This is a genomic window from Nocardia amikacinitolerans NBRC 108937, from assembly GCF_001612615.1.
Classification (GTDB): Bacteria; Actinomycetota; Actinomycetes; order Mycobacteriales; family Mycobacteriaceae; genus Nocardia; species Nocardia amikacinitolerans.
Map to the genome: position 1 here is coordinate 1 of NZ_BDAU01000044.1, position 15,123 is coordinate 15,123.

13 protein-coding genes and 1 pseudogene are annotated in these 15,123 nt (G+C 66.2%); all 14 read right to left on the minus strand.

What is annotated here, in order from left to right:
• Positions 1-135: 135 nt before the first annotated feature.
• The 14 genes and pseudogenes from NAM01S_RS28240 to NAM01S_RS28300 all read right to left on the minus strand — a co-directional run bounded on the left by NAM01S_RS28240 (position 136) and on the right by NAM01S_RS28300 (position 15,034).
• A complete protein-coding gene (locus tag NAM01S_RS28240; RefSeq protein ID WP_067790997.1) occupies positions 136-366 on the minus strand; it encodes a hypothetical protein in 231 nt (76 codons plus the stop codon).
• 886 nt (positions 367-1,252) lie between these two features.
• A complete protein-coding gene (locus NAM01S_RS28245) occupies positions 1,253-1,522 on the minus strand; it encodes a Txe/YoeB family addiction module toxin (RefSeq protein WP_067790998.1) in 270 nt (89 codons plus the stop codon).
• A complete protein-coding gene (locus tag NAM01S_RS28250; protein WP_253799444.1) occupies positions 1,519-1,782 on the minus strand; it encodes a type II toxin-antitoxin system Phd/YefM family antitoxin in 264 nt (87 codons plus the stop codon). The genes NAM01S_RS28245 and NAM01S_RS28250 overlap by 4 nt, the downstream gene beginning before the upstream one ends.
• 559 nt (positions 1,783-2,341) lie before the next feature.
• The gene (locus tag NAM01S_RS35450; protein WP_157107960.1) at positions 2,342-2,692 is read right to left on the minus strand and encodes a hypothetical protein; all 351 of its coding nucleotides are present in this window, start codon (positions 2,690-2,692) and stop codon (positions 2,342-2,344) included.
• 25 nt (positions 2,693-2,717) lie between these two features.
• Positions 2,718-3,008 carry a hypothetical protein gene (locus tag NAM01S_RS28255; protein ID WP_067791001.1) on the minus strand — a complete coding sequence of 97 codons (291 nt, stop codon included), beginning with the start codon at positions 3,006-3,008 and terminating at the stop codon, positions 2,718-2,720.
• The gene (locus NAM01S_RS37575) at positions 3,005-4,360 is read right to left on the minus strand and encodes an RHS repeat-associated core domain-containing protein (RefSeq protein WP_505250012.1); all 1,356 of its coding nucleotides are present in this window, start codon (positions 4,358-4,360) and stop codon (positions 3,005-3,007) included. The genes NAM01S_RS28255 and NAM01S_RS37575 overlap by 4 nt, the downstream gene beginning before the upstream one ends.
• Before the next feature lie 763 nt (positions 4,361-5,123).
• Positions 5,124-6,614: pseudogene (locus NAM01S_RS37580) on the minus strand (DUF6531 domain-containing protein); the annotation flags it as partial.
• A 103-nt stretch (positions 6,615-6,717) separates the two neighbouring features.
• Entirely contained in the window at positions 6,718-7,626 is a 909-nt protein-coding gene (locus NAM01S_RS36825) for a hypothetical protein (protein WP_067791009.1), read from the minus strand.
• Positions 7,623-7,949: a type VII secretion target gene (locus tag NAM01S_RS28275; RefSeq protein WP_067791010.1), complete on the minus strand. Its 327-nt coding sequence runs from the start codon at positions 7,947-7,949 to the stop codon at positions 7,623-7,625. Before NAM01S_RS28275 ends, NAM01S_RS36825 begins: the two co-directional genes overlap by 4 nt.
• 271 nt (positions 7,950-8,220) lie before the next feature.
• Complete coding sequence (gene puuE, locus NAM01S_RS28280; RefSeq protein ID WP_067791011.1) at positions 8,221-9,117, minus strand: allantoinase PuuE; 897 nt, start codon at positions 9,115-9,117, stop codon at positions 8,221-8,223.
• A complete protein-coding gene (gene alc / locus NAM01S_RS28285; RefSeq protein ID WP_067791012.1) occupies positions 9,114-10,085 on the minus strand; it encodes an allantoicase in 972 nt (323 codons plus the stop codon). Before alc ends, puuE begins: the two co-directional genes overlap by 4 nt.
• Positions 10,086-10,146: 61 nt before the next feature.
• Positions 10,147-11,394 (minus strand): DUF6986 family protein, encoded by a 1,248-nt coding sequence (locus NAM01S_RS28290; protein WP_372511739.1) that lies wholly within the window; start codon positions 11,392-11,394, stop codon positions 10,147-10,149.
• Positions 11,391-14,180, minus strand: a complete 2,790-nt coding sequence (locus tag NAM01S_RS28295; RefSeq protein ID WP_067791013.1) for a molybdopterin-dependent oxidoreductase — start codon at positions 14,178-14,180, stop codon at positions 11,391-11,393. The genes NAM01S_RS28290 and NAM01S_RS28295 overlap by 4 nt, the downstream gene beginning before the upstream one ends.
• Positions 14,177-15,034, minus strand: a complete 858-nt coding sequence (locus NAM01S_RS28300) for an FAD binding domain-containing protein (RefSeq protein WP_067791014.1) — start codon at positions 15,032-15,034, stop codon at positions 14,177-14,179. Before NAM01S_RS28300 ends, NAM01S_RS28295 begins: the two co-directional genes overlap by 4 nt.
• Positions 15,035-15,123: the final 89 nt, after the last annotated feature.

Consider the following 15,123-nt stretch of genomic DNA (forward strand, 5'->3'; position numbering starts at 1 on the left):
TGCGAACCTGGACCGTCCGCGTCCTCACCGCCACCACCCTCGACGAGGTCTTCGCCTGACCAGTTCCGGGGCCCGACTCGTACGGCGACGACCCACCGAGACAGTCAGTAGCCGAACCACACGACCCGACGACCCTCAGAAGCAGTAAGGGAACTTGCACGTCGAGGGATCATTCGGGCCGAAGATCGCGGCAATCAAGCCATTGATGACGGCATCGGCCACGCCGGATCCAGTGCTGATCGCCACTTCCTGTGCGGTAGCGGGCTTGTCGGCAACGAAATCATGCCGTGCGACATCGGCCGACGCTGTCGCGGGTGCCGTAATCGCAACGCCTACCGCTACGGCCAGAACAACCTTCCGGATCATGTTGCTGCCTTTCGCTTTTCGGTGATCGACAACTCGCAGCCTACTCAGGACATCGAGGGGCGCATCCCCCTCTTACTGGGGCACTTCGGGTTGCCGACATCCCCGGACATGCACAAGCCCGGGGTCACTCGACAGTGCGCACTCGGCACGGCCACGCCGCCGACTTACCAACGGTCAAGGCACTGTGCGACTTTGCTCAAGGGATGGATTCGCACGGTTCCCGTGAACATCTCGGATGAAGCAAGGAACCAGCCCTCCCGGCGTAGACCTCGACAGTCGGTCCAGCCCTTGGTGTAGCTAGCGGTGGCTGCCTTCTTTTCCAGATGTGGATCTCGAAGGACACGCGCGCTGCGCGAGCGGTGCCGGGCGCCGTGATTCGTTTCGGCTGGCCCGATGCTCATCGCACAGGTGCCCACTCCCGCGCCGGATGAAGGCCGGGTCCAGTCGCTGCGCGAATGTCAGATTCTCGCGGCGCCAGCAGTCGCCGCAGGCGTACTCGCTCATGTCGGCCTCCTCGTTCCTTCGCTCAGCGTGTTGCCGAAGAGTTCCCACTCGCAAGGGGAATCGAAGCCATGTGTCCATACCATCGCCGTTTGGCGCCCATACCGTGACCGATCCGGCGTCACTACTCCGAGCGACGGATGGGCGCACGTCGTTGGCTCACGCCATCGTGGTGTGCCACACGAGCAGTCAGCAGCCGCATCCATCCAACGCAACGCATCGAGCAAGCCACGAAGGAAACCAGCGCCGTCCGAAGCCAACTCAGCTCTTCAACATGCGGCCGATACCCCCACTTGGCGAACTCGACGGACATTGCGCCTCGCGTGCTGGTCAGTCAGCTGAATCGACCTAGCCACCCGGCCGGCGGTGCCGACTCACGGTGCTTTCAGTCGTCGTAGTGGTAGCGGCAGGCAATGACGACGACGACATCGTCGTCGGCGCGGTACACGATGCGGTGCTCCTTGGTGACTCGCCGGGACCACCACCCGGACAGGTTCTGCCGCAACGGCTCCGGCTTGCCTATACCGTCGGCGTTGCCATTGCGGCGAATATCCTCGATCAACCGGTTCACCTTCTTCAGAGTGGCCCGGTCCCCGGACTGCCAGTAGAAATAGTCCTCCCACCCGTTGGCGTCGAACAGAACCTTGCGGCTCATGCCTCGACAGACCCGTCATCACTCAGCGAGCGCGGCTCGATCAGGCCCCGCTCGACGTTTTCGATCGACTCCATCAGACGGCGAGCGTTCGCCCGGCTGCCCAGCAGGTAGGCCGTCTCCTTCAGCGCCTCGTATTCGCGCAGACTGATGACGACAGCAGGCTCTTTGTCACCGCTGCGGGTGATGACGACTTCGTCGTTGTCCTCGGTGGCCGCATCGAGAACTGCCGCGAAGTTGGCCCGCGCCTCGGTGGCGTGCATAGCGCGCATGATGTGACCTCCAGTCAGGATCTTTCGATCTCCAGCATACCTCATCCCGTACGCAATCCCGTACGTGATTTCAGCCTGCCCGAAATCACCGCCTCACCTACACCTTCCCCACCACACCGCCTGACCTGCCCGGTCTCTACGCCGACACGGCAGCCTGCCCTCCGGTCGACCTGCGACTCGACAAGGTGCGCACGGGCTCACCAACCGTGCGCACCACAGCGTGGCCAAAGTGCCCTCATACGTATGCACCACCGCAGTCTCCGGCCCGTCCGCGGTGGTGCTCATGCAGTAACCGACCTGCGCGCCGTACCGCGCGGCGGTGCCGTCCGCATGTCACTCGTCAGCGGCCACACCCTCGCCCGCCAGATCATCGCCACCGTCCCCGTCATCCCACGCGGCCCCACCCTGACTTCCGGATCAACCGCGCCGATTTCGGCAAAGTCGACGAGCGCCCCTGCTGGTTATAAATCACCAAAATGTTCGGCCGGTCCGAGGGCGGCGCTTTCCGGCATGCGGGCATTACGACAGAAGCAACGCAGCTCGCAATACTTCACCGGAACGGTGCATACCAGTCCCTAGGGAGGCCCTGGATCTTGTCAATCTCCGCAATACTATCGTTGACGATTCGGAAGCTCTTGTAGGTCATCGGATAGTTGACTGCCGACATGGCGTGTTCACTGGTGAAAATATGCAGTTCGCCGTCGACGCCGCCCTTCATTTCGAGAACGGCTCGAAATCCGATCATCGAGTCGCTTAGAACGTTTACCGACCGCTCCCGATACGATGACAAAAATTCCAACTGCCACACCGTATACCAACCCCCTCCCTCGAGTGCCGAGCATTTTCCCCACACAGTCTTACGAATGTTGGATGACGAATATCTCGGCTGCTCACCATTCATGGCGTCACCTTTGCGACACAACTGGCTAAGTACCGGCTTGACCGGAGCGGAATTTGACAAGCCATTGCCACTCCCGCTCCAACTCTTCGACCCTCTCGGCCGTCCCGTTATCCAAGGCCAGAAGCGGCACTAAACGATCCCTTATTTCGATCCAAGGGATCTCGCACGAATTCGACAGTATGGCAATCAGCTTAAAGGCAGTCAGCTCGAAATTCTCGTCGGACCGGAGGTACGATAGAATATCTTGAAAAGAATGACCCTCTGCCGCCAGCTTGCGCACGGCAACAATCCTGTTGTCCAGAACGTTTTCACTCACGAGAACAGCACCTCGATGTTTGTATACTGACCACTATCGCCCATTAGCTTGTATACGTGCACGTTGGTGAACCCGAGCTCCGATGCACGCTTTCCAGTAAAGGTCGCCAGAGCCGCCTGCTCAGGACTCATTCCTTGCCGGATCAGCTCATTGTATTTATCAAGATTGGTCGGCATCTCCGTTACCCATTTGGCATCGATTCCGGTTATATTTTCTCGACCGAAGTGATCTACCATTTCTTGGAACATATCCCGCCCGCTAGGAGTACCGGCACCTCGCTCGATAACAAAGGATAGAATGCCTTCATCGGTGAGCTTGCCAAGAATACCACCGCTCCCATCATACAAATTTGCGTACTCTCGACACGCAAGTCCGAGAGGGTCGATCCAGGTGGTTGGATTGCGTGGGTAGCTATGGGGGTTGGGCGAGGGTAGCAGGCCAAGTGGATCCCGTGAGATGTACCGGCCACTGTCGGGATCGTAGATACGGAAGAAGTTGTAATGGAGTCCGGTTTCAGGGTCGTAGAACTGACCGGGAAGCCGGAGTTGTGTGTCGGTGCTTCCGCGCCAAGTGGTGCGGCCCCACAGGTCTGAGGTTGCGTAGGCGGCGATGTGTCCCGTAGCGGGATCGATGAGTTCAGTTGGGGTACCGACCAAATCGGTGACGATGGCGAAGAATTCGCGGTCGATGGTCACTTGGTCGGCGGTTTGGGTTACGGGTATGTAGGTGTTGGGTTGGTAGCTCCAGCGCCGAACGACCTGTGGGGCGCTTTGTTCGATGAGGCGGGTGTCATCCCAGGCATAGTCGGTGCGTTCGAGGACGGCTCCGTCGTTGGTGAGGTGTTGTTTGGTGGTGCGGCGGCCGTAGGCGTCGTAGGTGTAGTGCCACCACTGGCGGTCGGGGGTGTAGACGTCGGTGAGTTGGTCGAAGGCGTTGTAGCGGTAGTGCCAGATGTCGGGTTTGTGGGAGAGGCGGGTGGTTTCTTTGCGGATGAGGCGGCCTGCTTGGTCGTAGTGGTAGCGGGTGCGGCCGTCTCGGATGAGGAGGTTGTTGCGGTATTCGCGGTGGATGTCGGTGACGGGGTTGGAGCGGTCTGCGACAGCGGTTGCGGTGGTAGCTGTTGGGGCAGTGTCGGTTTCGGGTAGGTGGCTCGTGGTGATGTTGGAGAGGGCGTCGTAGGTGTAGCGCTCGGTGGTTCGTCCGTTGGCGGTGATGGTGGTGACGCGGCCGATGGGGTCGAGGGTGTAGTCGCGGACGAGGGGGCTGGTGTCGGGGCGGGTGGTGGTGTGGGGTGGTGATGTATCCGTCTGGGCGCCACGTGTAGTCGTCTCGGCGCAGGAGGTGCGGGGCAGGCGGGGTTGTGAGGTCCTGCACGATCGCCAGGTTGGCGTGGACTTGCTGTTGGGTGATGAGGCCGTGGGAGGAGAGTGTTTGTTCGACGGTGATGGCGCCGAGGCTCCAGCCGGTGTTGCGGCCTGCTGCGTCGTGGGTGAAGGCGATGGTGTGGTCGTCGGTGGTGAGTGCGGTGATGCGGCCGGTGGGGTCGTGTTGCCAGGTGGTTGTGGCGCCGGAGGGGTTGGTTCGGGCGGTGCGGCGGCCGTGGGCGTCGTAGCCGAAGACCATCGCGGGGCGGTCGTCGACGCGTTGGGTGACGAGGCGGCCTTCGGTGGTGTAGGTGGATTCGACGGTGTGGGTGCGGTCGTTGCCGACGCCGGATATCGCGGTGAGTGGGCGTCCGGCCAGGTCGTGGGTGTAGCGAACCCATTCGCCGGTGTCGGCGCGTACTTCGGTGAGTCGTCCGAGGATGTCGTAGCGGTTGCGGCGGGTAACGCCGGTAGCCGCGGTGGCTGCTGTGACGCGCCCGGCGGCGTCGAAGTCGTAGCGGGTCTGCGCGCCGGTGTAGTCGACCTCGCTGCTCACGCGGCCGGCCGGGTCGTAGGTGTAGCGCCAGGTGTGACCGAGCGGGTTGACCACTCCGACCATGTGGCGTTCGGTGTCCCACGCGTAGTGGGTGGTCGTGTTGTCGGGTTCGGTGCGGGAAGTCAGTAGGTCGAACGCGCCGTAGGTGAAGCGAGTCTGCCCGCCCGCCCGGTCGATATGGGTGAGGAGGTTGCCTTCCCCGTCGTATTCCCAGGTGGCGGTGTGGCCGTCGGAGTCGGTGCGGCACAGCAGTTTTCCCTCTGGCGACCATTGATAGCGGGTGATCGCGTTCAACGGGTCGATGACGGTGACGGGACGACCGAAGTGATCACGTGTGATCCGGGAGACGCCGCCGTGCGGGTCGACGATTGTCACCGGCAGCCCGGCGGCGTTCACTTCGACAACGGTTCGCGCGCCGGTGGATTCGGTGATCGAAGCGACGGCGCCCGACGGGTGGTGGGTGTGCACGGTGCGCAGGCCCGCGTTGTCGATGACCGCGGTGAGGTTGCCGTGCTCGTCGTATTCGAAGCGCCTGACGGAACCATCGGCATCGCGGATCATCCCGGGGCGGTTTCGGGCGTGGTATTCGACGGTGATCGTCGCCTCGTCCGGGCGAGTCACAGCGGCGAGGTCGCCGTCGTCGCTGTACTCGTATCGGGTGACAGCGCCGTCCGCGGCGACCACCCGGACGGGCTTGCGGTCGTCGTTGTAGTCGGTCCGGGTGCGAGCGCCGGTCGGGTCGATCGTGTTCCGCAGGCGCAGATCGTCGTCGAACTCGAAGATGGTCACTGCGCCAGACGAATTGGTGTACGTCGTGCGGCTGCCCGAGGGAAGGCTGTCGTAGTCGAACTCGGCCGACATGATGCCGTTGGTGCCGTGCTGGCGGATGACGCGTCCGGCCCCGTCGTAGACGTTGTGCATCTGGTTGCCGTTGGAGTCGGTCCACGATAGCATCCGATGCTGGTCGTCATAGGTGTAGTGGGTCGTGGCGCCGACGCCGTTGGTGATCGACACCAATTGACCCATCTCATATCCGAATTCGCGGACGCGGGTGACGATCTCGGAGCCGTAGGCGTCGCGGCCCAGCACCGACAGCGCCGTGACGCGTCCTTCGGCGGTGTCGACTCGTACGCGATAGCCGCCGGAATGGGTGACTTCGGTCGGGGCGCCGTCGGCGTCGTAGTGGTAGCGAATCTCGTTGTGGTGGCGGTCGGTGATCGCGGTGATGGGGTAGTCACCGAGCAGGGTCGAGATCGCGCTGTGTGAGGGTTTGGGGGCGAAGTGCCAGGTGATTTCGCGGTCGGGGTCGAAGACGCGGTAACCGCCCGACTCGGTCCGGGTCATCGTCCAGCGTGGCGAACGACCCGAAGGAAGCACGGCTATATCGGGTGCGGTGTGCGGGTAGGCCAACAGGATTCCGTCTTCGCCGACGAAGGTCACGCCCTGCTGATCGACCACCACGCGCATGTCGAACGTCGCCGACCAGGACGGGCCGAACCAGCGTCCGAACCGATAGCTCGACCGATGCCTGCGCCGCAACACCAGGCTCAGCACTCCGGGCAACTCCACATCGGTCTCCGGCAGCAGGAATTCACCCGTCGCGGCATCGACCGGGTCACCGCAGGAGTTGACGTCCTCCGGCTTTTGCGTGTCCTTCGGATTGTTGGCCCGCGCTTCGTCGCCCACACCCTCGTTCGACTTCGACGGGTTGTTGGGCTTCGGCTTGTCGGTGTTGCTTGGCGAGTTGGTGCCCGCGGGATTGGTGTTGTCGGGCGAGTTATTGGGTGTATCAGGCTGTTTCGATGGCGGATCGGCGGGCTTCGGCTCGGTGCCTGCGGGTTTGGTGTCGGTGTTGGCGGGTTTCGTATCCGTGTTCGCCGGTGTGGTGTCGGTATCGGTCTTCTTCGACGGACGAGTGCCGGACGGGGTAGCACCGCGCTTTCCGGTCAGCTTCTTCATGATCGCGGCGAACGCGTCCTTCAGCTTCCGCAGCAGCGGGCGTCAGCTTCGACATCGTCGAAGCGAGTTTGCGGAACAGCTTCGAGATCGTGTTCATCGTCTTGGCGACGTAGACCGCGGCCTGGGTGGCCACCACCGGGATGCCGACACCGAGGGTGAACACCGCCTCGGCCGCCCACACCGCCAGCCGCCCGACGGTCTGAGCGACGATGTCGCGCACCACCATCCGCACCGCCGCCACCACACCACCGGCCATCTCGATGGCCTGGGAGGCCGCCTCGGCCGCCTTCGTCGCCGCGGCCAACGCATCAGCGGTCTCAGCCGCCCGCGCCCGATACGCGGTCGCCGTCGCACCGGTCCACTCGGAGATGTCCTGCTCCACGGACTGTTTGTGCGCCTGGGCGGCCTCGTTGATCTTCTCCGAAACATTGCTCCAGGTCTTGGCATACGCCTGGATCTGATCCGGATCACCGGCGACCCAGTTCAACGCCTCCTGCAACGGCTCGACATGCTCGATCAACCAACCCACACCGAAACCGGCCAGCGTGCCGAACGGGTCGACCACCACAGCGGCGACCTCGAGCCCGACACCGACGATCCCGAGCCCCGCCTCGACCCACGAACCGGACGAAATCGCTTCGTAGGTATCGGAAACCGTCTCGAACAGCGTGACACCGGAGTACCACTCCGTCGAATCCTCAGCCTGCGCGATCAGCGGATTCGACTGGCCATCACTCACTTGGCCGACCCGTTCGGCTCAACCGCCTTCAGCTTGCTCGCATTCGAGCTGTCGGTGCTCTCATACCCCTCGGCCACTGTGCGCAGCTTGCCCGCGTCCTCGCCCACAGCCGTGACGGCGGCCTCGAGCGCCGCGATCCCGTCGCTCTCCACCGAATCGACGAACAACGGTGGCAGAAACGCACAGATCTTGCCGAACGCCTCCGTCGGAGCCGACACCGCCTTCGCCGCATCCAACGCCTGCCCCAACGGCGCTGCCAACTTCTCCACATTCGACGCATGCGTCCGGATACGCTCCGGATCGACGTTCAAGCTCTCAGCCATGAGGCGTCACCTCCCCCAGACCGGGGACAACCCCAGGTTGAAACGTTCTGCGGCACGAGCTGATGCCGCCACGAGCATAGCGGGACGCCGATGTCCCTCAGGTTGGCCGCTACCGGCGACTACCGCTACGCCGTTCGTGGACGAGCAATGGCCTACTTATATTGACGCACCGAAAGACCGAGCGGTTCCGACGAATTCGAGGGCGGAGCGGCGATCAACAACGCGGACGTACTCGCGGCTGGACACTTCCGGCCGGTGCGTCGCCCAAGTATCACAGTTGCGGCGGGTGAGTCGCCCGCCAGTGCTCGGCGATATCGATTCGCCGGGTGATCCAGACCCGGTCGTGGGATTGGACGTGGTCGAGGAAGCGGTCGAGGGCGGCCGTGCGGGCGGGGCGGCCGACCAATCGGCAGTGCAGGCCGATGGAGAGCATCTTCGGGCTTCCTTCCGCCCCTTCGCGATACAGGACGTCGAAGGCGTCGCGGAGGTGGGTGAAGAACTGTTCGCCGCTAGGGAAGCCTGCCGGGGAGGCGAAGCGCATGTCGTTGGTGTCGAGGGTGTAGGGCACGACGAGGTGGGGGCGCTCGTGCGCGGTGACCCAGTACGGCAGGTCGTCGGCGTAGGAGTCGGAGTCGTAGACGAAACCGCCGTGTTCGATGACCAATTCGCGCGTGTTGGGCGAATCGCGGCCGGTGTACCAGCCCAGCGGCGGGGCGCCGGTCAGCTCGGTGTGCAGGCGCACCGCTTCGGCCATGTGGGCGCGCTCGGTCTCTATGTCGGTGAGCTGGTAGGACTTCCAACGCAAGCCGTGGCAGGCGATCTCATGACCCAGCTCCAAGAACGCCGCGACCACCTCGGGGTTCCGCTCCATGGCGCGCGCCACGGCGAACACGGTCAGGGGAAGGCCGCGGCGCTCGAAAATCCGCAGCACGCGCCACACGCCGGCGCGGGAGCCGTATTCGTAGAGCGACTCCATGCTCATGTGCCGGTTCGGAAAGGCCTGAGCTGGAGTCATTTCGGAGAGGAATGTTTCCGAGCTCGGGTCTCCGTCGAGCACACAGCTCTCCCCTCCCTCCTCGTAGTTCAGTACGAACTGCACCGCGATGCGCGCCTCGCCCGGCCACCGCGGATCCGGCGGATTCGGCCCGTACCCTACGAAATCCCTCATGCGCCCAGCTCCCCGTACAACCGCAGCCGGGCAAGTCCGCCGTCGGGATAGATGTCCAGGCGCACCTCTTCGACCGACGCCGCCATCGGCGCGATCGGGAAGCGATGCCTGGTGTCGGGCAGTAGCTCGGTGCGCGGCAACAGTTCCACGTCGGTGCCGTCGTTGGTGCGCCCCGACAGCCGCGCCGAACCGGGACTGTTGCCTAGAAAGTAGGAGGTGTCGATCTCTGCGAGCCGGATGAGCCCCGGGCCAGCGAGACGTATTCGCACCCAATCGTTTCCGTCGTCGCGGCGGCGCGCGGTCTCCCAACCGTCGCCCATGCATCGCGCCGAGCCCGGATAGAGCAACTGGTTGGGAGAACTGTAGAAGCGGTTGGAGCAGTCCAGCACCAGGGCGCCGTTCTCAAGCGCCGCCAAGTCCAGCGGGCCGAGACCGAGCAGCGCGGGATCGGGCCTCCCCTCGCCGTGGACGCGTAGCCGAGCGACGCCGCCATCCGGGTGCATGGTGAGTTTCACGTGCGTCCACCGCTTTTCGCTGTCGACCGGAAACGGATTGCGAGCGTCTCCGGCGATCGGCGCGCGGTCGATCAGCGTCGTCCAGTCCGTTCGACCGGCGAGCGACTCGGCGGTCGGATATCCCTCGACCTCCAGCGCCGCCACCGACACCGCGGGCGGATAGTTGCCGCGAAACCACGCGGTGTCCACGACGATGCCACGCACCACCCCCGGCACGCCGAGCCGCACGACGGCCGCGTCGTCGCCCGGCATGCCGCGGCGCCTGCGGGTCTCCCATCCGTCGTAGACCTGGCCTCTGTGGCCGAAGGTGGACGGTCGATACTCCGGCACGCCGGGGCTGATCAAGTTCTCCTTCTCCGCGAAGAACTCGTCGTTCGCCCAGATCACCGCGCCGCCGAGCGGGCGCACCGCAAGATCGGGCAGCAGCGTGAAATGCCCGTCGGCCTCGCTCATGTCTGCGCCTCGCCGACGTTCTGCTCCGGCAGGTGCGAGGTGATTCGCTCGCTTCGTTCGCTCATCGCTTCTCCTTCACGCCGAGATCACCGATCGGCTCGCGCGCCGCGAGCGCTTCCAACACCTCCCGGGTCAGTTCCGGTGCCGTGGAAGTCAATTCCGCCTCCGAGCGCGCGCCGCAACGCAGCCCCCGAAGCACCGTGGCGGCCAGCGCCTCGGCGGTGGCCGGTTCGTCGACGACTCCCGAAACGGCGTCGTGCCGCTCGAGGTACGCCCGCAGCCGGGGCACGGCGACATCGATCGCGCCACGGAAGAATTCGTAGGTCGCCAGCCAGCGGGTGACCAGGTGCCCCGGGTGCATGTCCCAGCCCTGGTAATAGCCGCGGCGCAGGGCGCGAGTGACCAGCCGATGATGTTCGCGCAGTGCGGCTTCCGGTTCCGCGTCCGGCACGATCTGGGTGGATCCGTCGCACACCCAGACGCCGGTCTGCGCCGCTGCCGCCTGCATGACCGCCTTGGCGTAGTCGGCGGCGGGATGGTCGAGCGCCTGGTCGATGGCGGCGATCCCGCACGCGGCGGTGTAGTCGTAGGTGCCGAAATGCAGCCCGGCGCAACGTCGCCCGGCGACCTTGATCATCTTGGCGACCGGCACACCGCCGTCGGCGCCGACGATCGCCTGCGGGCTCTCGATCTGCAATTCGAAGCGCAGCATGCCATCGGCGAGCCCGGATCCACGCTCCAACCCCTCGCACAGCGCGACGAGCGCCGAAACCTGCTCGGCGGCACGAATCTTCGGCACCGTGAAGACGAAACCTTCCGGCACACCGCCCGCGCCGTCCAGCACTAGTTCGAGGGTGCGCACGGCCCTGCGACGCTCGAGCCCCTCCAGTCCTTTGACCCGAATGCCGAAGCCGGCCGGGCCGTCGACGGACCACCCGGCCAGAATCTCGCCCGCTGCCGTCGCGGCAGCGTCCTCTTCCTCGTCCGAGCGATACCCGTAGCCGTCCTCGAAATCGATCCGCAGATCCTGCACCGGCTCACGCAGCAGCCGCTCCCGCACCGCGGGCAGCGCCGCGGCGGTGTCGAGTTCGGCGAGCGATTCGCGGTGGGTGTCCAGCAGCTCGACGGCCGCGGCGCCCCACTCCGCCGGTGTGTCGGCGCTCGCGCGGTCGGCGGGCACGTAGACGGTGTGGATCGGTTGCGTCCGGTCCCCCGACCCCGGGTAACGCGCCCGCAGATCGGCGTCTACGGCCTCGAGCATGGCCTCGATCCTGGCCCGGACGTTCTCCGGCAGCCGTGTCGCGGTCACCGTTCCTCTCCCTCCTGCATGGCGCGCCAAACCCGGTCGGCCGTCATCGGCAGTCGATCGATGCGCACTCCCACGGCGTCGCGGATGGCATTGGCCAGCGCCGGGGCGACCGGGTTGTACGGTGACTCGCTCATCGATTTCGCGCCGAGCGGTCCGAGTTCGTCGGCGGTGTCGGCGAAGTAGACCTCGGTCGAGGGTAGATCGGCGAGCTGCGGAATGTGGTATTGCCGCAATGTCCGGGTGGTCACGACGCCGTGTTCGGAGCGCATGTCCTCGTAGAGCGACGTGCCGATGGCCTGGGCGACCCCGCCCTCCACCTGCCCGCGGCACTGCACCGGGTTGAGCACGGTGCCCGCGTCGGCGGCCTGGACCGATTGCAGAATGCGGACCCGACCGGTCGCGCGCTCGACGGCGACGCGGAAGGCGTGCACGTTGAAGCTGACCGAGCGCGGGATACCCGTGTGGTCGCCGTGCGCTCTCAGTTCGCCCGCCGCCGCGAGCTCCGCCGTGCTGATCAGCCGATCGCCGCACCGCACCCCGTCCGGACCCAGGACGCAGTCGCGCACCGGTGTCCCGGTGAGTTCGGCCGCCCTGGCCAGCATCGAGTCCTTCAGCGCGAGCGCGGCTCGGTAACCGGCGTTGCCCGCGACGACGATGCCGGTCGAGCCGAACGCTCCGGTGTCGTAGTCGACGAGGTCGGTGTCCGACTGCCGGATCGCGATCCGCGCCGGCTCGGTGGCCAAGGCCGTCGCCGCGAGCTGCGCGTGCACCGTCGTCGTGCCGCTACCGAATTCCGCTGTGCCCACCCGAATTTCGAAAGAACCGTCGGACCGCAATATCGCGACGGCGGTCGAGCGATGCCCCCGCGGCGGGATGGTCGCGATCATCGCCAATGCCATGCCCTCGCCCACCGACCACCCCGGACCCGGTGCCGTTATCCCGTTGCCGCGCAGTAAAGCTCGTTGCGCGAGGTCGAGACACTGATCCAGCCCGTAGCTGCCGAACACCAGATCCCCGGCCTCCACCTTCGCACCTGTGAACGCGTCACCCGGGACGACCACGTTGCGCCTACGGAACTCGAACGCATCGATGCCGAGCTCTCGGGCCAGCTCGTCGAGTGCGGACTCGACGGCGAAGATGATCTGACCGAGCCCGTAACCGCGGAACGCGCCGGAGGGCACGTTGTTGGTGTAGACCGCACGGGCGTCCACGCGCTTGTTCGCGCACCGGTACACCTCGATGGACTCGCTCACCCCGTGGTACATCACGCCCGCGCTGTGATTGCCGTACGCACCCGCGTCGGACAGCACGTCGACGGCGAGCGCGGTGAGCACGCCGCCCGCGTCCGCGCCCGCGGTGACGGCGACGCGCATCGGATGTCTGCTGGTCGCCGCGGTGAACTCGTCGGAGCGGGTGTACTCGTACTGCACCGGCCGCCCTGTGCGCAGCACCGCGAGCGCGACGAGATCCTCCACGAGCATTTCCTGTTTGGCGCCGAAACCGCCGCCGACCCGAGCGGCGAACACCCGCACCCGTTCCCGCGGCAGCCCGAAGATGTGGCACAGCTCCTCGCGGGTCAGGAACGGCACCTGCGTGCTGCATCGGATGACGAGTCTGCCCTCGGCGTCCAGCCACCCTATGCCGCAGTGGGTTTCGAGGTGGACGTGCTGTCCGCGCGGCGAGTGCCACGTCCCGCGCACCACTCGCGTCGCGGCGGCCAGACCCGCGTCCATATCACCGACGCCGCCGTGCAATTCGGCGACCACGTTTTGTTCACGGTCGGCGATACGCGCCGAATCCGGTTTGTCGCCGTGCAGTTTCGGCGCGTCCTCGCTCAACGCCTCCACTGGATCGAACACGGCGGCCAGCGGCTCGTACGAAACGCGCAGGGCGCGGCATCCCGCCGACGCGATGTCCATGCTGTCCGCGACGACGGCGGCCACGCGCTGGCCGACGAAACGCACCGTGCGATCGAGGACGAAGGTGTCGTCCGGGTCGTCGGCGCGCCACTCGTGCCTGGCCGTGGAGAACGGCACCGCGGGGGCGTCGGCGAAGGTCAGGACAGCGTGCACGCCCGGAATCGCCTCGGCGGCGGCGGTATCGATGGAGATGATGCGCGCGTGCGGATGCGGGCTCGGCAATACCGCGATGTGCAGGGGGGCGGTCGGAGGCGCCGCCGGGTCGTCGACGGAGGGGAGCACGTCGAGCGTGAACGGCTCTGTGCCGGTGACGATCCGAGGACCGGCGGGAGCGCCGAGGCGACCGAGTCCGGACGGAAGCCGCTCGCTCGCACCCGTCCCCGCGGGCAGGGCGCTTTCCACCTCGCCAGGTGAACCGGAGCCGTCAGCATCGCCCGTCAGTGCCGCGCGAATCGGTCGATACCCGGTGCAGCGACACAGGTTCCCCTTCAACAGTTCCGGCAGATCGGCAGCATCCGGTCCCCCGTCGGTTCCGCACCCCAACCCCACCGCCGTCACCACCATGCCCGCCGTGCAGAACCCGCACTGAAACGCCGCCTCCTCGATGATCCGCCGCTGCACCGGGTGCAATCGATCCGGCGCACCGAGCCCCGCCGCCGTGGTGATCGACCGGTCGGCCGCGCGGTAGGCCGGAATCAGACACGAGTGCACCGTCTTTCCGTCGAGCCGCACCGAGCACGCACCGCAGTCGCCCGCGTCGCACCCCTTCTTCACCGCGAAGAATCCCTGCTCGCGCAGTAGCGTGCGCAGGCATTGCCCCGGACGGGGTTCGGCGTCGACGGTGCGGCCGTCGATCTCGAATCTCACGGTCGCCCACCGGGTTCGGCGCGCAGCTCGGCGGCCACTTCCACCGCGAGCAGCCCCGCGGCATGTCTGCGCCAGTCGGGCGACCCGTGCGGATCGTCGAACCAGAGCGCCGCATCGATACCCGCCACCGCCGCCGCCACCTCGCGATCCTCCGGCACGGTACGGAAATTCAGCACGACCGGACGGGTGGTCGCCGCCGTGAGCGTCAGCACGCACCGTCCGTCGGGCTCGCGCCGCCCCATCAACAGCGCACCGGACCGCCCAAGCGGCGCGAGCGCGATCTTTCGAATAGCAGTGCGCGCCAACAGCGCGCGCTCCGGCACCACGACCGAGCGCAGCACCTCGCCCGTACGCAACACCGAAAGTCCCGGCCCGATCACGAACTCCCGCAGCGGAATCCGGCGAGCACCGCCGTCGGCGGCCCACACCAGTGCGACACCGTCGAGCGCGGTCAGCGCCGCGAGCACCGCACCGGCGGGCAGCGCGAGACACACGTTCCCGCCGACGGTCGCGCTGTGCCAGATCTTGTGCGAGGCCACCAGCGCCCGGCAGGCGGGCGCGAACAGCGCGGTCCCCGGCCACCGCGGCCACCGCGCGTCGGCACCGAGCTCGCGCCCGGGCGCGGCACCGGCGAACTCCGCCAGCGTGCACGTCGCCCCGATCTCCAAGCCCTCGGCCGTCTCCGTGAAGGCGGGCCAGCCGAGCGCGGTGATATCCACCAGCCGGTGCAGCTGCGGCTGCGGCTCCGAGAACAGGAACGTCCCCCCGGCCAGCACCCCGGTCGCCCCGCCGACGCCGGCCAGGTCGGACCGCCCCCGCGCCACCACCACCGAACGGATCGTGTCCAAGTCCACGTCTCACCTCGCTCCACAGCACCTGCCGCCACAGTAGGGGCCCGGAGTTGCCGCGGTGTTGCGCGACACCCGCCCCAGATTGCGCGGCC

Coding starts and splice junctions, on each gene's coding strand:
- NAM01S_RS28245 (WP_067790998.1), bottom strand. CDS start 1,522: ATGAGCCGCAAGGTTCTGTTCGACGCCAACGGGTGGGAGGACTATTTC.
- NAM01S_RS35450 (WP_157107960.1), bottom strand. CDS start 2,692: ATGAATGGTGAGCAGCCGAGATATTCGTCATCCAACATTCGTAAGACT.
- alc (WP_067791012.1), bottom strand. CDS start 10,085: ATGAGCGAGGCCGACGGGCATTTCACGCTGCTGCCCGATCTTGCGGTG.
- NAM01S_RS28275 (WP_067791010.1), bottom strand. CDS start 7,949: ATGGCTGAGAGCTTGAACGTCGATCCGGAGCGTATCCGGACGCATGCG.
- NAM01S_RS28240 (WP_067790997.1), bottom strand. CDS start 366: ATGATCCGGAAGGTTGTTCTGGCCGTAGCGGTAGGCGTTGCGATTACG.
- puuE (WP_067791011.1), bottom strand. CDS start 9,117: ATGAGGGATTTCGTAGGGTACGGGCCGAATCCGCCGGATCCGCGGTGG.
- NAM01S_RS28250 (WP_253799444.1), bottom strand. CDS start 1,782: ATGCACGCCACCGAGGCGCGGGCCAACTTCGCGGCAGTTCTCGATGCG.